At 53.5% G+C, this 26,194-nt stretch carries 24 protein-coding genes; 21 read left to right on the top strand and 3 right to left on the bottom strand.

Annotated features, from left to right (window positions below):
- The first annotated feature begins 5 nt into the window (after positions 1–5).
- The 13 genes from LCF41_RS07165 (at position 6) to LCF41_RS07225 (ending at position 10,595) form a co-directional block, all read left to right on the top strand.
- Entirely contained in the window at positions 6–1,775 is a 1,770-nt protein-coding gene (locus LCF41_RS07165; RefSeq protein WP_225087457.1) for a transposase family protein, read from the top strand.
- 9 nt (positions 1,776–1,784) lie between these two features.
- Positions 1,785–2,936, top strand: a complete 1,152-nt coding sequence (locus LCF41_RS07170) for an ExeA family protein (protein WP_225087458.1) — start codon at positions 1,785–1,787, stop codon at positions 2,934–2,936.
- A gap of 2 nt (positions 2,937–2,938) precedes the next feature.
- A complete protein-coding gene (locus tag LCF41_RS07175) occupies positions 2,939–3,196 on the top strand; it encodes a hypothetical protein (RefSeq protein ID WP_225087459.1) in 258 nt (85 codons plus the stop codon).
- 27 nt (positions 3,197–3,223) lie between these two features.
- Positions 3,224–3,493 carry a hypothetical protein gene (locus LCF41_RS07180; protein ID WP_225087460.1) on the top strand — a complete coding sequence of 90 codons (270 nt, stop codon included), beginning with the start codon at positions 3,224–3,226 and terminating at the stop codon, positions 3,491–3,493.
- A gap of 36 nt (positions 3,494–3,529) precedes the next feature.
- Positions 3,530–4,114 carry a DUF3164 family protein gene (locus tag LCF41_RS07185; RefSeq protein ID WP_347880994.1) on the top strand — a complete coding sequence of 195 codons (585 nt, stop codon included), beginning with the start codon at positions 3,530–3,532 and terminating at the stop codon, positions 4,112–4,114.
- 90 nt (positions 4,115–4,204) lie between these two features.
- The gene (locus tag LCF41_RS07190; protein ID WP_225087462.1) at positions 4,205–4,507 is read left to right on the top strand and encodes a nucleoside triphosphate pyrophosphohydrolase family protein; all 303 of its coding nucleotides are present in this window, start codon (positions 4,205–4,207) and stop codon (positions 4,505–4,507) included.
- Complete coding sequence (locus tag LCF41_RS07195; RefSeq protein WP_039528298.1) at positions 4,504–4,704, top strand: hypothetical protein; 201 nt, start codon at positions 4,504–4,506, stop codon at positions 4,702–4,704. The genes LCF41_RS07190 and LCF41_RS07195 overlap by 4 nt, the downstream gene beginning before the upstream one ends.
- Positions 4,682–5,104, top strand: a complete 423-nt coding sequence (locus tag LCF41_RS07200; protein ID WP_225087463.1) for a gp16 family protein — start codon at positions 4,682–4,684, stop codon at positions 5,102–5,104. The genes LCF41_RS07195 and LCF41_RS07200 overlap by 23 nt, the downstream gene beginning before the upstream one ends.
- Positions 5,101–5,493 carry a Mor transcription activator family protein gene (locus LCF41_RS07205; RefSeq protein ID WP_129705245.1) on the top strand — a complete coding sequence of 131 codons (393 nt, stop codon included), beginning with the start codon at positions 5,101–5,103 and terminating at the stop codon, positions 5,491–5,493. The genes LCF41_RS07200 and LCF41_RS07205 overlap by 4 nt, the downstream gene beginning before the upstream one ends.
- A 194-nt stretch (positions 5,494–5,687) precedes the next feature.
- The gene (locus LCF41_RS07210) at positions 5,688–7,112 is read left to right on the top strand and encodes a glycoside hydrolase family 1 protein (RefSeq protein ID WP_225087464.1); all 1,425 of its coding nucleotides are present in this window, start codon (positions 5,688–5,690) and stop codon (positions 7,110–7,112) included.
- 95 nt (positions 7,113–7,207) lie between these two features.
- On the top strand, positions 7,208–8,044 hold the full coding sequence (gene licT, locus LCF41_RS07215) for a BglG family transcription antiterminator LicT (RefSeq protein WP_225087465.1): 837 nt from the start codon (positions 7,208–7,210) through the stop codon (positions 8,042–8,044).
- Between the two features lie 226 nt (positions 8,045–8,270).
- Positions 8,271–9,332 (top strand): diguanylate cyclase AdrA, encoded by a 1,062-nt coding sequence (gene adrA / locus LCF41_RS07220; protein ID WP_225087466.1) that lies wholly within the window; start codon positions 8,271–8,273, stop codon positions 9,330–9,332.
- A gap of 294 nt (positions 9,333–9,626) precedes the next feature.
- Positions 9,627–10,595, top strand: a complete 969-nt coding sequence (locus tag LCF41_RS07225; RefSeq protein WP_225086736.1) for an IS110 family RNA-guided transposase — start codon at positions 9,627–9,629, stop codon at positions 10,593–10,595.
- Between the two features lie 163 nt (positions 10,596–10,758).
- Here the strand turns inward: LCF41_RS07225 and LCF41_RS07230 are convergent, their stop codons facing one another.
- The 3 genes from LCF41_RS07230 to LCF41_RS07240 all read right to left on the bottom strand — a co-directional run bounded on the left by LCF41_RS07230 (position 10,759) and on the right by LCF41_RS07240 (position 13,397).
- The gene (locus LCF41_RS07230) at positions 10,759–11,862 is read right to left on the bottom strand and encodes an ABC transporter substrate-binding protein (RefSeq protein WP_225087467.1); all 1,104 of its coding nucleotides are present in this window, start codon (positions 11,860–11,862) and stop codon (positions 10,759–10,761) included.
- A 326-nt stretch (positions 11,863–12,188) separates the two neighbouring features.
- The gene (locus LCF41_RS07235) at positions 12,189–12,494 is read right to left on the bottom strand and encodes a putative quinol monooxygenase (protein ID WP_225087468.1); all 306 of its coding nucleotides are present in this window, start codon (positions 12,492–12,494) and stop codon (positions 12,189–12,191) included.
- 45 nt (positions 12,495–12,539) lie between these two features.
- Entirely contained in the window at positions 12,540–13,397 is an 858-nt protein-coding gene (locus LCF41_RS07240; protein ID WP_225087469.1) for a MurR/RpiR family transcriptional regulator, read from the bottom strand.
- A gap of 449 nt (positions 13,398–13,846) precedes the next feature.
- Here LCF41_RS07240 and LCF41_RS07245 point away from each other — a divergent pair, with 449 nt between their 5' ends.
- The 8 genes from LCF41_RS07245 to LCF41_RS07280 all read left to right on the top strand — a co-directional run bounded on the left by LCF41_RS07245 (position 13,847) and on the right by LCF41_RS07280 (position 26,170).
- Complete coding sequence (locus tag LCF41_RS07245) at positions 13,847–15,358, top strand: CoA-acylating methylmalonate-semialdehyde dehydrogenase (protein ID WP_225087470.1); 1,512 nt, start codon at positions 13,847–13,849, stop codon at positions 15,356–15,358.
- Positions 15,359–15,715: 357 nt separating this feature from the next.
- Positions 15,716–17,647, top strand: a complete 1,932-nt coding sequence (gene iolD / locus LCF41_RS07250) for a 3D-(3,5/4)-trihydroxycyclohexane-1,2-dione acylhydrolase (decyclizing) (RefSeq protein WP_225087471.1) — start codon at positions 15,716–15,718, stop codon at positions 17,645–17,647.
- Positions 17,648–18,386: 739 nt separating this feature from the next.
- Entirely contained in the window at positions 18,387–19,373 is a 987-nt protein-coding gene (iolG, locus tag LCF41_RS07255; protein ID WP_225087472.1) for an inositol 2-dehydrogenase, read from the top strand.
- Between the two features lie 80 nt (positions 19,374–19,453).
- Entirely contained in the window at positions 19,454–20,392 is a 939-nt protein-coding gene (locus LCF41_RS07260; RefSeq protein WP_225087473.1) for a substrate-binding domain-containing protein, read from the top strand.
- A gap of 66 nt (positions 20,393–20,458) precedes the next feature.
- Positions 20,459–22,006 (top strand): sugar ABC transporter ATP-binding protein, encoded by a 1,548-nt coding sequence (locus LCF41_RS07265; RefSeq protein WP_225087474.1) that lies wholly within the window; start codon positions 20,459–20,461, stop codon positions 22,004–22,006.
- A gap of 12 nt (positions 22,007–22,018) precedes the next feature.
- A complete protein-coding gene (locus LCF41_RS07270) occupies positions 22,019–23,050 on the top strand; it encodes an ABC transporter permease (protein WP_010281439.1) in 1,032 nt (343 codons plus the stop codon).
- A 40-nt stretch (positions 23,051–23,090) separates the two neighbouring features.
- A complete protein-coding gene (locus LCF41_RS07275; protein ID WP_225087475.1) occupies positions 23,091–24,224 on the top strand; it encodes a Gfo/Idh/MocA family protein in 1,134 nt (377 codons plus the stop codon).
- A 41-nt stretch (positions 24,225–24,265) separates the two neighbouring features.
- Positions 24,266–26,170: a bifunctional 5-dehydro-2-deoxygluconokinase/5-dehydro-2-deoxyphosphogluconate aldolase gene (locus LCF41_RS07280; RefSeq protein WP_225087476.1), complete on the top strand. Its 1,905-nt coding sequence runs from the start codon at positions 24,266–24,268 to the stop codon at positions 26,168–26,170.
- Positions 26,171–26,194 lie beyond the last annotated feature (24 nt).

The raw sequence follows: 26,194 nt of genomic DNA on the forward strand, positions 1-26,194 counted from the left end.
ACGCCATGAATGCCGCCCTGACAGAACGATTAGTGGCTATAGCGCGTGCCGCACGGCAGGCCGGGCATGGCGAACGCGGGGCTATCTATGACGCCGCCTGTATTGAGCTGGGGCTATCTCGCGCCACGTTGCTACGCAAGTTAAAGGAGGTCGCCGTGACTGACAAACGCAAAAAACGTGCCGATGCTGGACAAAGCGCCTTGACGCGGGATGAAGCTGCCATGATTTCCGCCACATTGATGGAAGCCACCCGTAAAAACGGCAAGCGCTTGTACTCCATCGCTGACGCCGTAGAGACCCTGCGGGCAAACGACATGATCGCTGCCGGGCGCATTGATGAAGCCACGGGCGAGTTTTATGCCCTGTCAGAGACCACTATCAGCCGTGCTCTGCGCAATTATGGCCTGCATCCCGATCAGTTAAGCCAGCCAGCGCCCGTGACCGAGCTGGCCAGTCTGCACCCTAACCATGTGTGGGAAATCGACGCCTCACTTTGCACCCTCTATTACCTGAGCAACGGACATAAGGGCTTGCAGGTGATGGACAGCGCGAAGTTCTACAAGAACAAGCCCGCCAATGTGGCACGTATCGCCAGTGATCGTGTCTGGAGTTATGAAATCACAGACCACACCAGCGGCTGGATCTACGTCGAGTATGTGATGGGCTCTGAATCTGGTGAAAACCTGTGCTCTGTACTCATCAACGCCCTGCAGGATCGCGGAGGCGCAGATGTGCTGCACGGCGTGCCTAAGCTGCTGTATCTTGACCCCGGTTCAGCCAACACCGCAAGCATGACAAAAAACCTGTGCCGTGCATTGGGTATCGATCTGAAGGCGCATAAAGCCCATGCAGCACGCTCAACAGGCAGCGTTGAGAAGGCCCGCGACATCATCGAACGCAAACTGGAGCCTGGCCTGAAGTTCCAACCGGTTCATAGCCTAGAAGAGCTGAATGCGCTGGCCGTGAAATGGCGTTCCCACTTCAACGCAACCGCCATTCATAGTCGTCACGGACAGACCCGCACCGATATCTGGCTGAAAATCAACGCTGAACAGTTGGTGAAAGCGCCGTCTATTGAGGTTTGCCGCGAACTGGCCGTCGCAACACCAGAAGAGCGCAAGGTCAAGCCGAAGCTGCGCGTGCCGTTCCGTGGCATTGAATACGATGTGTCTAACGTACCCGGCGTGAGGGTCGGTGATAAATTGCTAATCACCCGCAATCCGTGGCGCACCGATGTCGCACAAGTTGTACTGACAGGTGAAGATGGCCACGACACCTTCTTCCTGATCGATGAAGTCACAAAAAATGAATTTGGCTTTGCCGACTCTGCCGCAGTGATAGGCGAAAACTACAAATCACATGCCGATACGCCAGCCCAAACCGCAGCGAAAGAAATTGAACAACTGGTAACGGGAACGGATAACGCGACGGATGCGGCAGCGGCACGTAAAGCGAAGGCGCTGCCGTTCGGCGGCAAACTCGACCCATACAAACACATTGACGAAACCACGTTACCTGCGTTTATGCCGCGTCGTGGTACGGAATCTGATGTACGCAGCCCACGCATCGAACAGCGGCCCCTTACACATGTTGAAGCAGCTAAGGCGCTGCGTGAGCGGTTTGCAGCCCGTAACCAGACATGGGCTGCAGCACACTTTCGCCAACTGGTTGAACTCTATCCCGCTGGCGTGCCGGAAGAACGACTGGATGACGCTGTCGATGCGCTGCTCACGCCGGTTTCCGGCAATGTCATCAATATCGTCAACGGGAATTAAGGGGGGAACATGCTGGTACTGAAACAACAGTTAAAACAGGCACGGCTCTCGCAGGCCGTTGTCGCCAGAAATATCGCTGTGTCAGAGGCCACGCTGGCACAAATTGTTAATCACGACCAGTGGCCACGCACCAACACCGGGGAAATTCGCCAGCGTCTGACAGCCTTTCTGTCGGCTAATGGCATTGAAACACAACGTAGTTTTGATGCTGTGCAGGACGGCACATCCCACACAGCAGATACCACAGACCTCACAACGGAGGAAAACATGTTACTCAAAAAACAGGTGTTATTTCCAGCAACAAAAAAGGCATTCGGACTGTTCCGTGACCCCTTTTCCGATGATGCTATGCAGGGCGCGGAAGACGTTTTTACTACGCCGGATAGCCGCTACGTGCGTGAATCACTGTATCAGACCGCGAAACATGGCGGCCTGATGGCGGTTATCGGCGAGTCTGGAGCGGGTAAATCCACGCTGCGCCGCGACCTTATCGAACGTATCAACCGCGAGAACGCGCCCGTTATCGTGATTGAGCCGTATGTGATTGCGATGGAAGACAACGACGTTAAAGGTAAGACGTTGAAAGCCGCCGCCATTGCCGAAGCGATCATCAACACCATCGCCCCGCTGGAAGGCGTGAAGCGGTCACAAGAAGCACGTTATCGCCAACTGCACCGCGTACTAAAAGACAGCAGCAATGCGGGCTACAGTCACGTTCTTGTGATTGAAGAGGCGCATAGCCTGCCGATCCCCACGCTGAAGCATTTGAAGCGATTTTACGAGCTGGAAAGCGGGTTTAAGAAGTTGCTGTCTATCGTCCTGATCGGTCAGCCAGAGCTAGCCGTCAAGCTAAGCGAACGCAATATGGAAGTTCGTGAAGTCGTCCAGCGCTGTGAAATCGTCGAACTGCTGCCCCTTGATAACAGCCTGGAAGCGTTTCTGACATTCAAAGTTGAGCGCACAGGCAAAAAGCTAAGCGACATTATGGATAGCAGCGCGATTGACGCTATCCGGGGCCGTCTCAGCAGCAATCTCGGCAGTCGGAAGAATGTCAGCCTTCTATACCCGCTGGCCGTTTCCAACTTAGTGATTGCTGCAATGAATCTGGCCGCTGAGATCGGCGTGCCAGTGGTTAATGCTGATGTCGTTAAGGGGGTTTAGCAGTGGCCAAAATCATTATTTCTGTACAACAACTGCCTGCTGGGTTGGTCAATGAGGATCAGGTACTCAGCCAGTCCATTAACGTTTCAATTGAAAATGAAACAGGTGACATCGTCGTGACACAGCTGCTGGCAACGATGATTAAAGATGAGATGGCTAATGCGATTAATGCGGCCAACACCAGGCTGATGAAACATTTCAATGCGGCAGGAATGAACTTCACCAGCCAAATGATGCGTAATCATCGGGATCTGCACTGAGCACCTTATATTCTGGGGGACTGATATATGACGTCTGTTTTGAATATTGACGAGCAATTATCCAATGTGCAAGCCGTCATGACGGCGTTACGCGCCATGAATGCGACGGTTCACAGTGTAATGCTCAAGGGGAGCCAACCAATCATCCGCATTGCCAGAAATGGCCACTGTGCAAAATTGATTGAAAACGGCGTGGCACGTTATGTGCTGACCGGTGTGAATAACAATGGCCGGTTTCGACAAGGAGAATTTGAACAGCACGGGTGCCGTATTATTTGGTCCGAGTCATTACATTGAGGGGAAATAAACGTGGAAATTAATAAAGATGATTACATGACTGACCGTAAAGGTCGGTTAGTTCCGATTAGCCAGGTCTCTGATTATGATTTGGCAATGGATGCATTTGTAAATGAACGAGTTGATGCAGCAGAAATTAAAAGCGCTGATTTGTCTGATTTTAAAACGCGCTCTTTTGATGAGTGCTATGCATTCATGGATTTAGTTGCAGAAAAATATGGTAGGACTCGCGGCGGTGTGAAAGGGAATGTCACGTTTTCCAACTTTAACGGCAGCAAGCAAATCACCATCAAGGTGCAGGAATCACTGACGTTCGGGCCGGAGCTGCACATTGCAAAAGAAATGATTGATGAGTGTGTTAAGGAGTGGTCACAAGGTGCTGACGAAAAGCTGCTGGCGCTGATTTCTGACGCCTTTCAGGTTGATAAAGAAGGCAACCTCAGCACCACCCGCATATTGTCTTTGCGCCGGGTAAAAATTGACGACGAGCGCTGGAAAAAGGCGATGGAAGCTATCTCAGAGTCATTGCTTGTCGCCGTATCAAAAACGTATATCAACTTCAGAAAAAAAGACGACTCGGGGAAACTGGTTAATATTCCATTAGATATCGCCGCTATTTAATTATTAAAAAATGAAAATTGCTTTTATTTCGGCGTCAACGCCGGGGAATCCTGCACGCGTAATTCAGCATAACCACTATTTGGAGAGCACATGATTAAAGGTATTGCACACAATCGCTCAACGCTGTACCGCATGGCGTTAAAGCACTTTGGCCCTGAGTCTCAGACGCTAAAACTTATCGAAGAAGCCGCGCAGTTAGGTGCTGCTGCATCACGTAACCTGAACGGCCTCGGTAACGAGGTCGCTTTAGCGGAGGAAATGGCCGACGTTGAGATCATGATCGAACAGTTCCGGCTGAATGGCATGGATAAGTTAATCGAACTGGCAAAGCACAATAAATTAAAACGACTGGCTGAAAGGCTGGAGGTGGAATATGTCGGGGGTGATGCGTGATTATTGGCTTCATATTACTGGTATCAGCCTGTGGCGCTGATTTCTGCGATGCCATGCCTGTTTCAGACGACATCTATCTGAACCAAGAGTCGTGCCAGTTAGTGTTGGATGCTATCCATGAACGCCGCCCTGAAGCCATATTGCTATGCGGCGAAGTCTGGCGGGAGGAAAGCGATGACAAAGAATCAACTGATTAAGTTGATCCATATAGCCAAACGCGATCTGCAACTGGACGATGATACCTATCGCCAGTTGCTAATCACAGTTACAGGCAAGTCATCTACGCGGGACATGGTAGTCCCGCAGTTAGATACTGTGCTGAATGCCATGAAGAAACGCGGGTTTAAGATCAAAGCAGCAAAAAAGGCTAGCAGCACCCGTCCATTGGATGATTCTCCCCAGTCCCGAAAAATCCGCTCATTATGGTTAGAAATGGCTGATGCTGGCATCATTCGTGACCGTTCTGAAGTAGCGCTGGCACGTTGGGTGAAGCGTGAAACAGGTATTGATAGCCTGCAATGGCTGAATTCAGAACAGGCCAGCGCCATCATTGAGAAGCTGAAACAGTGGCAACGCCGCGTAAGGAAGCCAGAATGAACAATGGCAATAATTTCCGCAGCAAAGGGCCTGAGCTATTGGTAGAACTGGCACAGCATACTGCCAGCACAATCAAAGAGGTTGTCGAGATCGATACTGCTATCGCCGAGCAAATCGGCGAGGCAGTGGCCAACCGCATGATGCAGGTCTGGGGTGGGCAAAGTGTCTACTTTCCGATGGGAACGTTATGGCGTATCTCCCAGCGCGATCACGATATCTTCAACGACTTCAATGGCCGCAATCATCATGATCTGGCACGCAAGTACGGAGTTTCTCTTCAGTGGGTTTACAGCGTAATCAAGCGCGTCAGAAAAGCTGAGACAGATAGGCTTCAGGGACGTCTGTTTGATGATGGTGAATTTGATGACGAACCACAGCAAGGGGAGTAAAAATTTACAGGTCGAACAGAAGAATGACTAAATTTTTCGTCCGGCCTGTTTTTTCACATACTGTAAGAGAATTACAATTACCATCCAATCTCTTCCCGGTTCAGCCCATTCAGTCCCACAATTATCTCGCAGACTCTGTATTATTTATCTCACTTCTAATCATAACATGATCTCGTTAAGGAAAGGAGAAAACTATGAAATACCGTCATCTTAAACGTTTCCCAGAGGGATTTTTGTGGGGCGCAGCGACATCGGCTTATCAGGTGGAAGGGGCATGGAATGAGGATGGCAAGGGGCCATCGGTGATTGATGCCAGAACCGCTTATCCTGAGGGCACCACGGACTTTAAAGTCGCCAGCGATCATTACCATCGTTACAAAGAAGATGTAGCCCTGTTTGCCGATATCGGCTTTAAAACCTACCGTTTTTCCATCGCCTGGAGCCGAATCATTCCCGATGGTAGCGGTGAGGTCAATCCAGCGGGCATTGCGTTTTATCACAATCTTATCGATGAGCTGCTGCATTACGGTATTGTGCCGATCGTCACGATGTACCATTTCGATTTGCCGCAGGCGTTACAGGCCAAAGGCGGTTGGTACAGTCGGGAAACGGTGGATGCATTTGAACGTTTTGCCAACGTGCTGTTTGATGAATACGGCGACAAGGTGAAGTACTGGCTGACCATCAATGAGCAAAATATGATGATTTTGCACGGTTCTGCATTGGGCACGCTCGATCCTACGCTGGAAAATCCGAAGCAGAATCTCTATCAGCAGAACCACAACATGCTGGTGGCGCAGGCGAAAGCGATGAATGCGCTACATGACAAAGTGCCCGGTGCGAAAATTGGTCCGGCGCCCAACATTGCGCTGATTTATCCGGCGTCATCAAAGCCTGAAGATGTGATGGCGGCGTTCAACTATAACGCGATCCGCAACTGGCTGTATCTGGATATGGCGGTATACGGACGTTACAACACCGCGGCCTGGCGCTATATGGAAGAAAAAGGCTATACGCCGGAGATTCTGCCTGGCGATATGGATATTCTGGCGTCGGCCAAACCCGATTTTATCGCGTTTAACTACTACACCTCGCAAACGGTTGAAGCCAGCAAAGGCGACGGTTCGGATGAAATTGCACGCGGAGGTGACCAACACCTGAAATCAGGTGAAGAGGGCGTGCATCGTGGTGCAAGCAATCCGTGGTTGCAGAAAAACGCCTTTGGTTGGGAGATCGATCCGATAGGCTTCCGCAATACGCTGCGTGAGCTGCACGATCGTTACCATTTGCCGCTGATCATTACGGAAAATGGGCTGGGCGCGTTTGATACGCTGGATGAAAACGGTGAGATTCACGATGATTACCGCATCGACTACCTGCAACGCCACATTGAGCAAATCCAGCTTGCGATCACCGACGGGGTGGATGTCTTCGGCTACACGCCATGGTCGGCGTTGGATCTTATTTCCACCCATCAGGGATGCTCGAAGCGCTATGGTTTTATTTACGTTAACCGTGAAGAATTCGATCTGAAAGATCTGCGGCGTATCCGTAAAAAAAGCGCATACTGGTATGCTGATGTCATTAAAAACAATGGGCTGGATAGCTCAGAAACGTAAATGAGAAAAGCAGGTGCCTCAGTCGATATCACGCTGGGGCAGTAAACGGTAGGGAAGGCCAGCGTGCCTTCCCATCAGACAGGACGGCTGATGCGATGATAATTAAAAAAATATTGAGCAATAACGCCGTTCTGGTGCTGGCAGATGATCGACGGGAAATTGTGGCGATAGGTAAAGGCGTCGGCTTTGGCAAAAAAGTGGGCGACCCTATCGATCAACAGCGTATTGAAAGCCAGTTCGTGAAGAAAAGCGACGGTATGGCGGATGTGCTGTCACAATTGCTGGCGGATATTCCGCCTGACTGTCTGGCCGTGACGCAGCAAATTATTACGCTGGCGCAAAAAACGCTGCGGCTTGACGTACAGGACACGCTGTTTCTGGCACTCAGTGACCACATCAACTTTGCGATTCAACGTCATAAGAAAGGGCAGACGATCAAGAATCTAATGCTATGGGATATTCGTCAGTTCTATCACAGCGAATTTGCCGTTGGGTTGGACGCGCTGGAGCTGATTCGTGCCAGGCTGGATATCGATTTGCTGGAGGATGAAGCGGGGTTTATTGCGTTACATCTGGCAAATGCGACGAATAACAGCGATATGCAGAGCACGATGCAAAGCGCGGGCATCATTAAAGATATTTTGACCATTCTAAAATACGATCTCCACATCACGTTTGATGAACATTCTCTCAATTATCAGCGCCTGGTGACGCATCTGAAGTTCTTCGCCCTGCGCCTGTTAAACCGGGAAACCGTGAGCCACGGTGATGATTCCATCTATCAGGGGATTACCGAACTGATGCCACGGGCCTACGCCTGCGCGATGAAAGTGTATGATTATGTGGAAAAAAACTACGGCTGCCAGCTAACCACCGATGAAATTATGTTTCTGACCATTCATATCAACCGGTTACAACCCTCTCCCTCTTAATGACATAAGCTATGATGATGGGGATGCCTGTGGTCATTACCCATGCGGAAAGAGCGTCACGGGTAAGACCACCGAGAGTTAACATTTGTGTTACTCTGCTCTGCCTTTACGGTATCTTTTCGTTATGTAACAAAATAAATTAAAAAACTGCTCACTGTTGCTGGCAGGCTTGCAGTCATAATGTTCTTTTTCTCGCTCTTCGTTAGTGAACCGCATGGGGGTCGTTATGTTAGCCTCGTCGCCGACGTTTTTGACGGTAGATGTACGTCGCTCAGGGTTACGCTTTTCCCAGCGAGTCTATATTCCACGCATTGTTGGTACGATACTGTGCGCTCTCTTTATTTCCTCGGTGCTAATTACCCGGCCTGTCCCGACGCTCTTGTGGGTGTTGCTCTTTCTTAATACCTTTATCTGGCCTCACATTGCCTACACGCTGTCCCTGCGGTCACGCGACCCGATGCAGTGCGAGAAGCGTAATTTATTGATTGATGTGGCGTTTGGTGGCATCTGGATTGGGTTTATGGGCGTGAATCTTCTGCCCAGCGCCGTGATTGCGGCAATGGTAGGGATGAACTGTACGGCTGGCGGTGGAGTAAAGCTGCTTGTTCAGGGCATCGTATTACAGTGTGTCGCCTGTGTGCTGGTGCTTGTGCTGTTTTCCGTGCCGGTTTCGCTGGATACGACACCGCTACAGCTTTATGCCTGTCTACCGATGTTGCTGGTCTACCCAATTTTTCTGGGTTATGTCACTTACACTACTGCGCTGAAACTGGCGGAACACAAACGTATGCTGATGGAAGTCAGTATCCATGATGGGATGACCAGCCTTTATAACCGTCACCACTGGGAACGGTTGCTGAAGCACGAATATGATAGTTGTCAGCGCTATAAACATACGGCGACGTTAGTTCTGTTTGATATCGACCATTTTAAAGCCTTTAACGATAACTTTGGGCATAACGTCGGCGATCAGGCGATACAGCTGCTGGCGCGCGAGCTGACATCCGGGTTTCGTGAAACGGATGTGATTGGGCGGTTCGGTGGAGATGAGTTTGCCGTTATTTTACCCCAGACCAGTGCGGGAGAGGCGTTAGACGCGGTGAACCGTGTTCGGGAGAGCCTGTCGCTGAAATTCCTGAACCAAACGCCGCAGCTGGCGGTGTTTGTCAGCGTCGGTATTGCGGAGATTTCACCGGAAATGGGTCAATATATTGACTGGTTAAAGACCGCCGATATGGCACTTTACCGGGCAAAAAACAAAGGCCGCCGCCGAACTGAAGTTGCCTGAAGACACCAGGCTACAGCCTGATAGGTTGTGTATTTACTGCTAATGAAAAAGAAGCCCCTATCGCCATCGTAAGGTGACAGGGGCTTTTTTATTTATAAGAACCAACTCGATTTATACCCTTGTATCTTGAAGTTTAGATATTATTGACAATGTAAGTTTGGCACGGTTCATGTAGCCTGTTTTACTCTGGGGTTTCTAAGCCCGTTATTTAGCTCATTGCGCATGAACCGCGCCACTCATCTGAAACCCGAACAGTTGTTTGACCTCATTTCGTATTTGCAAGGAGGGGTAAAAATGAGTCTGCCAGATTTACTTCACATCGGTATTGATGTTTCCAAAGCCTCCCTCGATATCGCTATGGGTTCTGCATTGCCGCCCTTTTCCGCCAGTAATGACCTCGATGGCTTTGACGCTATTCAGGCTGAACTGGCAAAACATTCAGTTTCTCTTATCCTCATGGAGGCCACCGGCGGACTCGAAGCTCCACTGGCTTGTTCGTTACAAGCTGCTGGTTTTGAGGTCGTCGTTATCAATCCCCGCCAGGCAAGAGACTTCGCTCGCGCCATGGGATATCTGGCTAAAACCGACCGCATTGACGCCAAAGTATTAGCGCAAATGGCTGAGGTCATTGACCGACATCCTGAGCGTGAACGTTTCATTCAACCCCTGCCAGATATTCAACGTCAGGCTCTGGCCGCTCTCGTCACGCGGCGACGTCAACTCGTTACCATGCTTGTGGCAGAGAATAACCGACTTGCTTCGGCTCACCCTCAGTCCCGCAAGAGCATAAAGACGATCATTAATGCCCTGAAACACGAACTCGCTCGAATTGACCACGACATGAACAAACATGTTCAAAGCCATTTCAAAGCGCTTTCTGATTTACTTGGCAGCGTCAAAGGCGTTGGGACGACCACCATCTCTACCCTTCTGGCTGAGTTGCCCGAACTGGGGACACTTTCCCGTCGGCAGATAAGTGCGCTGGTAGGCGTTGCCCCTTTAAACCGGGACTCTGGGAAAATGCGCGGCAAACGGACAATATTTGGCGGAAGAGCCAGCATACGTAGCGTGTTGTATATGGCCGCGCTGGTTGCCACACGTTTTAATCCGGTGATTAAAGATTTTTATACCCGCCTTGTGAACGCGGGTAAGCCGAAAAAAGTCGCGCTTGTCGCGTGTATGCGTAAACTTCTGACTATTCTGAACGCGATGCTCAAAACGGGTCAGGCTTGGGACAACGATTTTCATCGAGCTACCCCATGAAAAAATGTTGTTCAAGACAGTTGCTAAATAATTCGAGTTGCGTGAAGGCGGCAACCGAGCGAATCCCCAGAAGCTTACACAGGTAAGTGACTGGGGTGAGTAAGGGCGGCCAACGCACAAGCAGCTTGAAGTATGACGGGTATATAAGAACCTAATTCGCGTATTAATGAGGTAAGGCTTCTTTGGGATGCAGCCCCAGGTTGCCTGGAGACGGTTCACCTTTCACTTCGCCGAGATACAGACCGATCTGGGCGCGGAATGACTCCACTGCTGCACGATCGCTCATGAATTCAGCAAAAGCCTGTGGACTGGTGTTCTTATATTCCCAGATAGGCTTATAGCCAGCGTGCGGCGTCACGTCAGTACGCACCGACCACATATACCAGACATTGCTCTGCGTCTCTTTATCCAACAGCCAGCTCAGATACAGCTTGGCACTTTCCGGGTGTTTAGCCTGCTTGAAAATGGCTGCGCGCTGCGCCCAGGAAACAAACGGATCGTTTTTTGGCAGCACGAAACGCGAATTGGCGTTTTGATCGGGAGCCAGTGCGCCGTCGGTTGAGAATGTCGCCGCTGACTTACCGCTTTCAACATCGTCAGCCGGAGCCTGCGTACCGCGAACATAAACCGGGTTCTGTTCTTTGAATTTAGCGACATACTCCCAGCCGTATTTATCCACGACCTGCTTAAACCAGAACAGCACGGCATCGTCATCGTTCGGGTAGGTTAAGACAATGCTGCCTTTCAGATCGGGGCGCAGATAGTCATTGGCTTCTGTTGGCCAGGCATGTTCAGCAATCAGCTTGGTATTAACCACGTTGCTGAATGCATCGACAAATACGCCGGTCCAGGCACCGTCTTTATCTTTAAACGCAGGATAGACTTTGTCCCAGCCGATAGGTTTGTAGTTCAGCAACACGCCCTCTTTTTTCCAGCGCGGGTAATCCTGCAACGTCTGAAGCTGTACGACATCGGGTACCAGCGTGTTCGTCGCGAGTTGGTTATCAATACGGGCATCGTGGAATTTACTGTAATCCACAATGACGTTGAGTTTCATTCCCGGAAAGCGTTTTTCAAACGCCTGTTTGATACCATCCTGTTGACCAGGCGTGTCACCCCCCGCATAGACAGTAACAATACCGCCTTCCCGTAACGCATTTTGATACAGCTCGTTAATCGGGCGCTTATCGGCCTCTACTGCCGCATAGCTGGTCGCTGCTGTCGCCATCAGCGCCGTAAATGCGACCACTTGTTTTAATTTAAACATCGATTTCTCCTGAATGAGAGCCGATATCTACCGATGCATCGTTCATCCCCCGTGATTGTTGGCTGGGATAAGAATGTATTAGTGATATCATATGAATGACTATCAAATTATTTAATTTGTTTGATTGTCATTGCCTGCTGACCAATAGCTGATATGCTTGCTATCAGAGGGTTTTTGTATGTTATCCGGTTATGAAAAATATTAAATAAGAAAAAATTGAGATTTTAATTCAAAAAAAATGACTGATAAATTGGCGTGAAAAAAAGCAGAATGACGGGGAATTACAGCAATATTTAGGCCGTTCTACGGCCTAAAATTGAATGGATTCAAACGGCGGGGAGATGACTGTCGAACGGAGCCATCAGCAGGAAAGTGCACTCGGCGCGCTGGTGGCTATTGATTATGGGAACCAGCCGCTGGAAGTGCTCAGTCTGGCAGTGAATATCCAGCGCGGCTTTATCTGGCCAGGTTTCGATAAAGGTGAAATGCCCCGGATCTTTCTGGTTGATAAAAAGCTCATAGGAGAGGCATAACGGCTCCTGTCGGGTTTTCTCCACTAATTCACGGTACAGCGGCATGACGGTTTCAATGTACTCCGGCTTAATAAAATCCTGCGCGATGACTTTAAGCATAAAACGGCTCTCCCTATAGGTGTCTTGTTGATTAGGCGGTTCTGATTAGCCGCGCTGCTGCTTTTCGCTCTGCTCTGCGCCGTTTCCCTGTCGGTAAGCCAGCGATACCATCAGCGATTGCACCAGACACAGCGTGGCGGACTGTGAACGAAACGCATCAACCTGCGCTTCCTTTACCACAAAGCAGACATCGCTGAGCGTCGCCAGCGGGCTGATCTGGCTGTCGGTAATCACGATTTGCCTTGATCCGGCCTTCGCGGCCATCTCACTGACCATCACGGTTTCCTGTGAGTAGGGCGAGAAACTGATGGAAACCACCACATCGCGTGAACTGACACGGCTGAGCTGTTCACGAAACATGCCTCCCAGGCCGTTGACCAGAATGGGGCTGCTTTCCAGATGGCTGAGCGCGTAGGTGAGGTAAGTGGCGACGCTGAACGAGCGCCGTAGCCCGACGATATAGATGGTCTCCGCCTGTGCCAGCAGATCGACGGCTTTTTGCAGATCCTCTTGCGGGGTACGTGCCGCTAATTGCTGCATCGCCTGCGCGTTTGAGCGGGCAAACTCATGCAGAATATCCAACGGCGTTTCTGGCACGGCGTCAGCCTCCATCGCCCGAAACAGCCGCGCCCGGTCGGTATAGCTGGCGGTTTCCTCCACCAGATTCATACGGAACAGCTGTTTCATTTCGTTGAAGCCGCTGAAATCAAAGGCGTTGGCGAAGCGAATCAACGTTGAGGGGGGAACGTCAGCGCGTTCGGCGATCACCGCGACGGTATCGAACGCGATGCTGTTGGTATTATCCAGCACATAGTGCGCCACCTGCTGTAACCGCTTGCTGAGCGAATCATAACGCTCGCGGATCTGTTCCTGTAACTCTCTCAGGCTGGTTGCCATGGGCATATCGGGTTATCTCCCAAAGACGTATAAGAACCTATCCCATTAGGGCGATTTCATGACTGGCGCCTGAAACGGAACGGAAAATTCATTTCTGGATACGGCTGTTTTATCTGTACGACATTTTCGACGGCACGCCTGTATCGATACGACGATTTTCAGAGGCTGCTCGCCTAATACTGGTCACTTAAGCCCGTTATTAGGGGAAACACAGGGGGAGGTTCCCGCAGGGAGGCCTCACCCCTGTGGTCGCCCGTGTATCTCGATGCTTAAACGATCGACGTTAGGCTGCTCGCCTGTCTTTATGGACAGCTGTCTTCAAGTTTACATAAAAATTCGCAGCGGATCACAATAATCAACATTTATTTTATTTTTACGTTAAATGGAATATTCATTTCATATACTGTAATCCGATATCAGCCGTTTGTCTCCTCAAAACCCACAAAGGTGTAAACATGGAAACCGTATCTAACTTCATTCAGGGGGCGATTGCCTCCAGCAACAGCCAACGCTACGCCGCGGTGTATAACCCTGCGACGGGCGAGCAGATTCGCCAGGTTGTGATGTCTGATAAGGCGGAAGTCGAGCAGGCGATTGCCAGCGCGGCGGCGGCATTCCCTGCGTGGTCAAAGCACTCTCCGCTGCGCCGCGCGCGCGTGCTGTTTCGCTTCAAAGCGCTGCTGGAAGAACGCATGGATACGCTGGCTCGGCTGATTTCACAGGAGCACGGCAAGGTCTATTCCGATGCCGTGGGAGAGGTGACGCGCGGTCTGGAAGTCGTTGAATTTGCCTGCGGTATTCCGCATCTGCAAAAAGGCGAACACTCGGCGAATGTCGGCACCGGGGTGGATAGCCATTCGCTCATGCAACCGCTCGGCGTGTGTGTCGGGATTACGCCGTTCAACTTCCCGGCGATGGTGCCCATGTGGATGTTCCCGATTGCGCTGGCGACCGGCAATACCTTTGTGCTGAAACCCTCGGAAAAAGATCCGTCGCTCTCGCTGCTGCTGGCGCAACTGCTGAAAGAAGCGGGCCTGCCGGACGGTGTATTTAACGTCGTTCAGGGTGACAAAGAAGCGGTGGATGTGCTGTTGACCGATCCACGCGTGCAGGCGGTGAGCTTTGTGGGATCGACGCCGGTAGCGGAATACATCTATCAGACGGCATCGGCGCACGGCAAACGCTGTCAGGCGCTGGGCGGGGCGAAAAACCACTGCATTCTGATGCCGGATGCCGACATGGACATGGCCGCCAGCGCGATTATGGGCGCGGCGTTTGGCGCAGCGGGCGAGCGCTGTATGGCGCTGTCTGTGGTGGTGGCCGTTGGCGATGACACGGCGGAAGCGCTGAATCAACGCCTGAATGCGCAGATCAACGCGATGCGCGTTGGCCCAGGTCTGATGGACGGACAGGAAAATGAGATGGGGCCGGTGATCAGCGCAGCGCACCGGGCGAAGATTGCCGACTATATTCAGAGCGGCGTCGATCAGGGCGCGACGCTGCGTATCGATGGCCGCACGCTGTCTATTCAAGGCCATCAGCAGGGCTACTTTATTGGGCCGACGCTGTTCGACAACGTCACGCCAGAGATGAAGATCTATCAGGAAGAGATTTTTGGCCCGGTGCTGTCCGTGGTACGTGTGCAGGATTACCAAACGGCGGTAACGCTGATCAACAACCATGAATATGGCAACGGCACCGCTATTTTTACCCGCGATGGTGAAACGGCACGCCAGTTCTGCGAAGAGGTGCAGGCTGGAATGGTCGGCGTGAACGTACCGATTCCGGTGCCGATGGCGTTCCACAGCTTCGGCGGCTGGAAACGCTCCATTTTCGGGCCGCTTAATGTCCACGGCAACGACGGCGTACGCTTCTACACCCGCATGAAAACCGTCACCAGCCGCTGGCCTGCCAGCGTCCGTCTAGAACACCACACCAGCAGCTTCGTCATGCCCACACTGGAGTGAGGTTTTGACTGCTAACAAGTGATGAATAGAGTGCATCGGTTTTGCGCTTCTGGCGTTAAAAATTATGCTGAGGTAGGGGACACCGCCGAAAGAGCGACAGGGATGTCGCGAAAGCCAGTGCCGCGGAGGGACCGCGTCACTGGCGGTTCGGATGACGGTGACACATACCGAAGGGTCCGCGTAGCGGCATAATTTATCGCCATAAGCCTGGGTTCTCAGGGCGGCGGCGATTGAGCGCCCTGAGTCGGGCGCGTGCTACAACGTAGCATAAGAATGGCTAAATTTTCGCGCACGAAATGCTCGCTGAATATACATAGTTCATTATAGAAATCAGATCCTTATTTAAGGAGTAGATCAATGGATACGTGTCGCATCACCATGGCGCAGGCGCTGGTCAGGTTTCTCAACCAGCAATACATCAGCGTAGACGGTGAAGAATCCCCCTTTGTGCAGGGCGTCATGACCATTTTTGGTCATGGTAATGTGCTTGGCATCGGTCAGGCGCTGGAGCAGGAGGCAAACCGTCTCAGCGTGCATCAGGGGTGCAACGAGCAGGGAATGGCGCATATCGCCGTCGGGTTTGCTAAGCAACACAAACGGCGGAAAATCTATGCGGTGACCTCGTCGGTGGGGCCGGGGGCGGCAAATATGGTGACTGCCGCAGCCACCGCCACCGCCAACCGCATTCCGGTACTGCTATTACCCGGCGATCTCTTCGCTTGCCGCCAGCCGGATCCGGTGTTGCAGCAGGTCGAGCAGTATCACGATCTGTCGATCAGTACCAATGACTGTTTTAAACCCGTTTCTCGCTACTGGGATCGTATTAATCGCCCCGAACAGCTGATGAGCGCGCTGATTAACGCCATGCGTGTGCTGACCGATCCGGCCGATACCGGTGCGGTGACGCTATGTTTACCGCAGGATGTGCAGGCGGAAGTCTGGGATTATCCGGCATCGTTTTTCCGCAAGCGCGTCCATCACCTCGAACGCCGCCCGCCGGATGCGGCACGGCTGGATGAAGCGGCGACGCTGATTGCGAGCAAGCGCCGCCCGATGCTGATTTGCGGCGGCGGTGTTCGTTATTCCGGCGCGCATGATGCACTGGCGCAGTTTGCCGAACAATTTGCTATTCCGTTTGGCGAAACGCAGGCGGGCAAGGGCGCGATTGTATCTTCACATCCGCTGAACTGTGGTGGCATCGGCGTAACGGGCGGGCTGGCGGCGAATCGGCTGGCGCAAGAGGCGGATCTGGTGATCGGCGTCGGGACACGTTTAACCGATTTCACCACGGGTTCCAAGTCGCTATTTCAGAATCCGAACGTCGAATTTTTACTGCTTAATGTGACCGAATTTGATGCGCTAAAACTGGATGCGTTGCCCCTGATCGCGGACGCGCGCGTCGGGCTGGCGGCGTTGGCCGAACGGCTGGCGACGGCATCGTATCGTAGCGACTGGCAGCAGGCCGTTGAACAGGCTCGTGCGGAATGGGAACGCGAGCTACAGCGGCTGTTTACCGTGCAGGGTAAGGGAGAACTGGTACCGGAAGTGGTGGACGGTCTGGAAGACAAGCTGGATGAATATCGCCAGACGCTGAATACCCATCTGACGCAAACGCACGTGCTGGGGATCTTGAATGATGAGCTGGAGGATAACGCGGTTGTGGTTGGCGCGGCGGGCTCGTTGCCGGGCGATCTACAGCGCGTGTGGCATGTGAAAACGCCGGACAGCTACCATCTGGAATATGGCTACTCCTGCATGGGATACGAGATTGCGGCGGCGATTGGCGCACGCCTTGCGGCACCGCAACAGCCCGTCTACGCGATGGTCGGCGACGGTTCCTATCTGATGCTCCACACCGAACTGCAAACGGCGGTACAGGAAGGCATCAAAATCACCGTGCTGCTGTTCGACAACGCGGGCTTCGGCTGCATCAACAACCTGCAAATGAGTCAGGGCATGGGCAGTTTTTGTACGGAAAACCGCTACCGCGATGCAGAGTCGGGGCAACTGCGCGGGGCGCTTATTCCGGTCGATTTTGCCAAGAATGCGGAAAGCTACGGCTGTAAAGCATGGCGAGTGCATGATGAAGCCTCGCTTAAGCAGGCACTGGCGGAATCACGTCAGCATCCGGGGCCAGTATTGCTCGACATCAAGGTACTGCCGAAGACCATGACGCACGGCTATGAATCCTGGTGGCGCACCGGCACGGCGCAGGTTGCGGATAATCCAGAGATTGAGGCTGCCGCTAATAACGTGAAAACTGCGCTCTCCCGCGCCCGCCAGTATTAGATTATTTCTCTTGGCGGCAAACTATGTCGGGTCGTAAGTGAGGTTGGTGTTGTTACCCGGCGTAAGAAATTATGCTGAGGAGATAGCGGGCTTAGGATGAGCGGCATGGATGCCGCAAAAGCCTGCGCCGTGCAGGGAGCACGTCGCAAGCGGTCCGTTAAGCCTGATACCGACGAAGGTATCGCGTAGCGACATCATTTAGCCGGAAGCCAGGGTTCGCAGGGCGGCGGCGACTGAGCGCCCTGCGTCGGGCGCGTGCTACTAAGTAGCATGAGAATAGCGATATTTTTGCGCACGAAACATCACTGAGTCTGCATATAATGTGAGAAGAGAGTCTGTGCAGATGAAGTTTGCGATCTTTCGTGCTTCCTAATATTTCCCCTATATTCCCGAATTAAATTGAAATATTCATTTCATTTTCAAACCGCAGTTTCATTTTTCTCCCGCGGTGCGCCAGCACCTGACCGATTCTCTGATAGTCCTGTATATCCCCACAAACGTTCTCCCACGATATGTGATTGGGGTTGCAGAAAACGGCGAAGATGTCATGAAAATGTTAACTAACACGCAAAAACATAATTTTCAATTTATACAAAACTGAAATAAATGTTTTATTTTAGCTATCAGGATTTGCGGTAAAAAGCGGGTGATGGGGCTGGTGGGAAGAATGCGACTAGCCGTTATCCCGTCACTTTTTCAGTCTGGCATTACACGCCACTCAGGCAGCAAGGGAGCATCTATGTTTAACATCGCTTTACTGGGCGCAGGCCGCATCGGCCAGGTCCATGCAGTGAATATCGCGGCACACAAAGAGACCAACTTATACGCGGTCGTCGATCCCAACCCAACCAATGCCGCAGCGCTGGCCGAACGCTACCATACCAAAGTGCAAACCGTGGATGAAGTCATGAACGATCCGGCAGTGCATGCCGTTCTGATTGCCTCCGCGACTGACACACACGCCGACTTGATTGAGCTGGCCGCCAAACATGGCAAAGCCATTTTCTGTGAAAAACCGGTGCATCTGGATATTGCCCGCGTTCGCGATTGTCTGACCGTCGTCAAACAGCAGAACGTGCCGTTGTTTGTGGGCTTCAACCGCCGCTATGACCCGCAATTCCGCCGCGTCAAAACGCTGGCTGGCGAGGGGCGCATCGGCAAGCCGGAATCTCTCCTGATTATCTCCCGCGATCCGTCGCCGCCGCCTGCTGAGTATGTTCGCGTTTCCGGCGGCATGTTCCGCGACATGACGATTCATGATTTCGATATGGCGCGTTTCATTATGGGCGAAGAGCCGGTGTCGGTCTTTGCGCAAGGCAGCAATCTGGTCGATCCGGCCATTGGTGAGGCGGGCGACATTGATACCGCGTTTATCGTGCTGAAATTTGCCTCTGGCGCGATGGCAACCATCGTCAACAGTCGCCGCTCCGGCTACGGCTACGATCAGCGTCTTGAATTGCATGGCGCGAAAGGTGTGCTCAGCGCGGGCAATATCCGCGAGAACGTGGTCGAGCAGTGGACCGACGACGGTTGTCTGGCAGCGAAACCCGAATATTTCTTCCTGCAACGCTATCACGCGGCCTACGCGGCAGAGTGGCAGCACTTTGTCGATGTGCTGAATGGTCGCACCCAGCCGGAGTGCTCCGGTCTGGACGGTGAGCGTGCGTTGAATCTGGCGGATAAAGCCTTTGAATCCCTGGCTCAAGGCAAGGAGGTCGCCGTGTAACCGTATCGGCACATCGTGTTTTACCTGCTTTCAACCCTACACCCATACCCATAACAGAAGCAGATGAAGAGAAAAGACATATGAAAAAGATCATCAGCGTTTCCGCAATCGCCATCGCACTGGGTCTGTCTGGTCTTGCTCAGGCCCAAAATGAACAAATCGTTTTCAGTACGCCGAATCTCGCCATGCCGTTTGAAGTTCACATGCAGCGCACCGCCGTTAAAGCCGCCAAAGAGTTGGGGGTGAATTTGCAGGTGCTGGATGGACAGGGTAGCTCACCGAAGCAGACCGCCGATTTAGAAAATGCCATTACTCGCGGCGCGCAGGGCTTTGTGGTGTCACCGAATGACGTCAACGCCGTTTCCAGCGCCGTGACCGAAATTCAGGATGCCAAACTGCCTGTGGTGACGCTGGATCGTTCGGTGAAAACAGAAAAAGCGGTGCCGCACTTTGGGGCCAACAACTACAAAGGCGGTCAGGCGATTGCCGACTATGTCAAAACCAAATTTCCGAATGGGGCAGAGATCATTCTGCTGACTGGCCAGCCGGGCTCTTCTTCTAATATCGAACGGACGCAGGGGATTCGCGACAGCCTGAAAGCGGGCGGCAGCAAGTACCACATTGTGGCTGACCAGACGGGGAACTGGATGCGTTCCGAAGGGATGCGCATCGTAGAAAGCGTCCTGCCGTCGCTGCCTAAGCGTCCACAGGTGATCCTCTCTGCGAATGACGACATGGCGCTGGGCGCGATTGAAGCCTTGCAGGGGCAGGGTCTGAAACCCGGTGAAGTGATGGTAACCGGCTTTGACGCTGTGCCGGAAGCGCTGGCTCGCGTACGCGACGGCTGGTTGGCCGTGACTGCCGACCAACGTCCAGGCTATGCGGTAACCACGGCATTGACGCAGTTGACCAATAACATCCGCAGTCAGACGCCTATCACCGGGGCTGACTACCAACCGACCATGATTACCAAAGATAACCTGAACGATGCCGAACGCATTGGCGAAGCGGGTAAATAAGTCGCGCTCTACATCACAGGCATTCAGCAGGCCGCGTTCGCGCGGCCTTGCGGGAGGAAGGTAAACATGACGGAACCCCTACTGAACATCACCAATCTGGCAAAGAGCTTCTCTGGCGTTTGGGCGCTGAGCAACGCACAGCTGACCGTACAGCCGGGTGAAATTCATGCGCTATTGGGAGAAAACGGCGCGGGTAAATCGACGCTGTTGAAAGCGCTGGCAGGGGCGCAGCCGCAGACCAGCGGCGACATCTGGTTTGGCGGCGAGAAACTATTACCGCTCGAATCGCCGGTTGAACGGCAAAAGCGGGGAATTATTACCATTTATCAGGAATTTAATCTGCTGCCCAATATGAGCGTGGCGGAGAACATGTTCCTGGGGCGTGAACCGCAGCGTAGCAGCGTATTCGTGGATGCGCTGGCGGTCAATCGCGAGGCGAAAGCGGTACTGGATTACCTGAAACTGAACATGGCGCCGACGACGCAGGTGGCACGGTTGAGTGTAGCGCAACAGCAAATGGTGGAGATCGCCAGAGCGCTGACGCTGAACGCCAAGCTGATTGTGATGGATGAACCGTCGGCGGCGCTGAGCGACAGCGAAGTCGACAGCCTGCACCGTGTGGTGCGTGAGCTTAAAGGGCGTGGTGTGAGCGTGGTGTATGTCACGCACCGGCTGCACGAAGTCTTCCAATTGTGCGATCGGTTTACCGTGTTTCAGGATGGCCGTTACACCGGTTCCGGCGATGTCGCCAGCACAAACGTGCAGGAAATTATTCGCCTGATGGTCGGTCGTGACGTGGTGTTTAACCGCCGTCCACCTTCAGAAACGCATCATCAGGATAAGCCGGTACGTCTGGCGGTGAAGGGCTTAAGTCGGGAAAAACCGCCGTTAGATGCGCACGGCATCGAACTAAAAGACATTAGTTTTCAGGTGCATGCGGGCGAAGTGCTTGGCATTGCTGGGTTGGTGGGAGCGGGACGGACGGAAATCGCACGTTGCCTGTTTGGCGCCGACGCTTTCTCTACGGGGGAATTTGTATTGGATGACGCCCCTTACCATCCGTCTACGCCGCTGCATGCGCTGTCGCAAGGCATCGCGCTGGTGCCGGAAGATCGCAAGAAAGAGGGCGCGGTGCTGGGGTTATCGATCCGGGAAAACATTTCGCTTTCCAACCTCTCGTCGCTCATGCGCTGGCGCTGGTTTGTGAATACCCGCAAGGAAGACGATTTGATTGAAGCCTACCGTCAGGCGCTGCACATCAAGATGGTGAACAGCGAGCAGGAAGTGCGCAAGCTGTCGGGCGGCAACCAGCAAAAAGTGATTCTTGCTCGCTGTATGGCACTGAATCCCAAGGTATTGATCGTGGATGAGCCCACGCGCGGCATCGATGTTGGCACCAAGTCCGAAGTGCATCAGGTGCTGTTCGATATGGCGAAACGGGGCGTCGCCGTGATTGTGATTTCCTCCGACCTGCCGGAGATCATGGCGATTTCCGACCGCATTATCACGCTCAGCGAAGGGCGGATTAGCGGGGAAATTCATGGCGATGATGCCACAGAAGAAAAACTGATGACGATGATGGCCATTTGCCACGACGCATTACACGCAGCATAACGGAGGTGACGCATGTCCCAGCAGCCGCTTTCTAAGAGTATTACGCCGTCCAATCCGCGTGGACGTTTTGATCCGATTGCCTTTTTTGAACGCTTTGGCGTGTTTATTTTCATGATTCTGCTGCTGATCTTCTTTCAGTCGCAGAACAGCAACTTTCTGTCTGAACGCAACATCACCAACATTCTGACCGAAGTCTCCATCTACGGCATCATGGCGGTAGGGATGACGTTTGTCATTCTGACTGCCGGGATCGACCTGTCCGTCGGCTCCATTCTGGCAGTGTGTGCCATCACCGCCGCGTCGGTGATTAAAGGCGACAACTTTACTACCGTCGATCCTGATGCCTGGTACGGCCTGAGTTGGCTGGTTGCGTTGGGCGTCTGTCTGGCAATGGGTACCTTCATTGGTTTCCTACATGGCTTGGGGGTGACCAAACTGCGTCTGCCGCCGTTCATCGTCACGCTAGGCGGGATGACGATCTGGCGCGGGTTAACGCTGGTGATGAACGACGGCGCGCCGATTGCCGGCTTTGACCCCGGTTACCGCTGGTGGGGACGGGGCGAGATTCTCGGTATTTCGGTGCCGATCTGGATCTTCGCGCTGGTCGCCTTGCTGGGCTATCTGGCGCTGCATAAAACCCGCTGGGGCCGTTTCGTGTACGCCATCGGCGGCAACACCGAAGCCGCACGTCTGGCTGGCGTCAATGTGCAGCGCGTTCTGGTTAGCGTCTACGTCGTGATTGGCTGTCTGGCTGGGCTGGCGGGCTTCATTCTCAGCGCCCGTCTTGGTAGCGCGGAAGCGGTCGCGGGGATCACCTTTGAGTTGCGCGTCATCGCCTCGGTGGTCATCGGCGGGACTTCGCTGATGGGGGGCTACGGCCGGATCAGCGGCACCATTATCGGCTCGATCATCATGGGGATCCTAATTAACGGACTGGTGTTGATGAACGTATCGGCTTACTACCAGCAGATTATCACCGGGTTAATTATCGTGCTGGCCGTGGCGTTCGACACCTATGCCAAGAGCCGTCGCGGCGCGATCTGAGCCGCACCCGTACCGATTCTTTTTTTGCACCGAGGTGGATATGAAGGATGTACGCATTGGGTTAATCGGCACTGGCTATATCGGTCGTGCACATGCCATCGCCTATGCGCAAGCGCCGACGGTCTTCCCGCTGAAAGGCAACTTGGTGAAGGCGATGCTGGCGGAAGTGTCGCCGGAATTGGCAGCCAAACGGGCGCAGGAGTTCGGTTTTCAGCGCTCAACAGGGGACTGGCGTGCGTTGGTGGCGGACCCGGACATTGACGTGGTGGATATCTGCGCGCCGAACTTTCTGCATAAAACGATGGCGATGGCGGCTATTGAGCACGGCAAGCACGTTTACTCAGAAAAACCGCTGGCGCTGAACGCACGTGATGCCCGAGAAATGGTCGATGCCGCACAGCGGGCGGGCGTGAAAACGCTGGTGGGTTTCAACTACATGAAGAACCCGACCTCACAGTTGGCCAAAGAGATTATCGCCAGCGGCGAGATTGGCGAGGTGGTGCATTTTTACGGTACGCACAACGAGGATTATCTGGCCGATCCGAACAAACCCGCGGATTGGCACTGTTTCAAAGAAACCGCCGGATTGGGGGCGCTGGGGGATCTGGCGGCGCATATCGTCAACATGGCGCAGTATCTGGTGGGGGACATCGTCAGCGTCTGCGGCGATCTGCAAACGGTGATTGCGCAGCGCCCGACGGCATCGGGCAGCAGCGAATTAGTACAGGTGGAGAATGAAGATCAGGCGCATGCGATGGTGCGTTTCGCCAGCGGCGCTCGCGGCGTGATTGAAACCTCGCGTATCGCCTGCGGCCGCAAAATGGGGCTCACCTACGTGGTGACCGGTACCAAAGGCACACTGAGTTTCACCCAGGAACGCATGGCGGAGCTGAAACTCTATCGGCATGACGAACCGGAGAACCGGCAGGGATTCAAAACGCTGCTGACCGGGCCGCAGCATCCTGATTACGCGCCCTTCTGCGCCAGCGCCGGACACGGTATTGGATTTAACGATCAAAAAACGGTTGAGGTACGCGATCTGATCGACGGTATTGCGGCTGACGTTCCCATGTGGCCGGACTTCGAAGAGGGCTGGAAAGTCTCGCGAGTTCTGGACGCGATCGTGCTGTCACACGAAACGGCACGCTGGGTGAATGTGGACGACGTGGGCTAACTACGACTTTTTTTACGCGACTTTTTACAGGATTGGCTGCTATGAGTAAGGAAAAGACGTTTGATGTGATTTGCATGGGGCGCGTTGCTGTCGATCTGTACGGGCAGCAAATCGGCGCGCGTCTGGAAGATATGGGCAGCTTTGCCAAGTATCTGGGCGGGTCGTCCGGCAACGTGGCTTACGGCACGGCACGACAAGGGCTGCGTTCTTCTATGCTGGCGCGAGTGGGCGACGAGCATATGGGGCGCTTCCTGCGTGAAGAGCTGAATCAGGTCGGCTGCGATACCAGCCATTTGATTACCGATAAGGAACGTCTGACGGCGCTGGTGCTGTTGGGCATCAAAGATCGCGATACCTTTCCGCTGATTTTCTACCGCGACAACTGCGCCGATATGGCGATCTCACCGGAGGATTTCACTGAGGATTACATTGCGTCGTCACGCTGTCTGGCGATTACCGGCACGCATCTTTCTCACCCTAACACGCGTGAAGCGGTACTGACGGCGCTGCAATACGCGCGGCGCAACGGGGTGAAAACGGTGCTGGATATTGACTACCGTCCGGTGCTGTGGGGGCTGACGTCGCTGGGCGATGGCGAAACCCGCTTTGTTGAAGCGCAGGCGGTCACCGAGCAGTTGCAGCAGGTACTGTCGCTGTTCGACGTGATAGTCGGCACCGAGGAAGAGTTCCACATTGCGGGCGGCAGCACGGATACCTTGCAGGCGCTGCGCACGGTGCGGCAGCACACGCAGGCGGAACTGGTGTGCAAACGCGGGGCGCTGGGATGCTCGGTGTTTAGCCACGCTATCCCCGATCATCTGGATAAAGGCATCACGATTAAAGGGGTTCGCGTGGATGTGCTGAATGTACTGGGCGCGGGTGATGCGTTTATGTCCGGCCTGCTGCGCGGCTACCTCAACGGCGAAGGCTGGGAGAAAGCCTGTGCGTATGCTAATGCCTGCGGCGCGCTGGTGGTATCGCGCCACGGCTGCGCGCCAGCCATGCCAAGCAAAATCGAACTGGATAACTATTTAGCACGGGCGGCTAGCGTGCCGCGTCCCGATCTGGACGAAGAGCTTAACCATCTGCATCGAGTTACGACACGGCGTAAACAGTGGCATGAACTGTGCGTGATCGCGTTCGATCACCGCAGCCAACTGGAAGACATGGCACTGAATTGCGGCACTGAAATCAGTCGTATTCCTGCGCTGAAGAAACTGATTCTGCGTGCCAGTTATGATGCGGCGCAGCAGGCCGGGCTGGAGGGCAAAGCGGGTCTGCTGTGCGACGGCACGTTCGGGCAGGATGCGCTGAACGACATTACAGGAAAGGGCTGGTGGATTGGCCGACCGATTGAGCTGCCGGGATCGCGCCCGTTAATGATGGAGCGCGGCAATATTGGTTCACAGCTGGTGAGCTGGCCGCTGGAGCACGTGGTGAAATGTCTGGTGTTCTTTCACCCGGAAGATGCCCACGCGCTGCGGCGCGAGCAGGAAATGAAGGTGATGGAAGTCTATCAGGCCTGCCGCCAGTCCGGTCATGAACTGCTGCTCGAAGTCATTCTGCCGGCGGGAATGCCACACAGCGATGCGCTTTACCTGCGTGCGATTCAACGCTTCTACAACCTTGGTGTGCGGCCAGACTGGTGGAAACTGCCGCCGCTGTCTGCCGCCGGCTGGGAACAGCTTACGCCGCTGCTGGCAGAACGCGATCCCTACTGTCGGGGCGTGGTCATTCTGGGGCTGGATGCGCCGCTGGAAACGCTGCAACAGGGCTTCAGCGCCGCCGTCGGTTTCCCGATTGTGAAAGGCTTTGCTGTTGGTCGTACCCTGTTTGCCCAGCCAGCACAAAAGTGGCTGCGTAACGAGATCGACGACGCCGAATTGATTGAGCAAGTTAAGCATAACTACCTGCAACTGATCGCCGTCTGGCGGCAGCGCGGTTAACCCGTTTTTGTGTATTTGAATAAG

The sequence above is a fragment of the Pectobacterium colocasium genome (genome assembly GCF_020181655.1).
GTDB classification, from domain to species: domain Bacteria; phylum Pseudomonadota; class Gammaproteobacteria; order Enterobacterales; family Enterobacteriaceae; genus Pectobacterium; species Pectobacterium colocasium.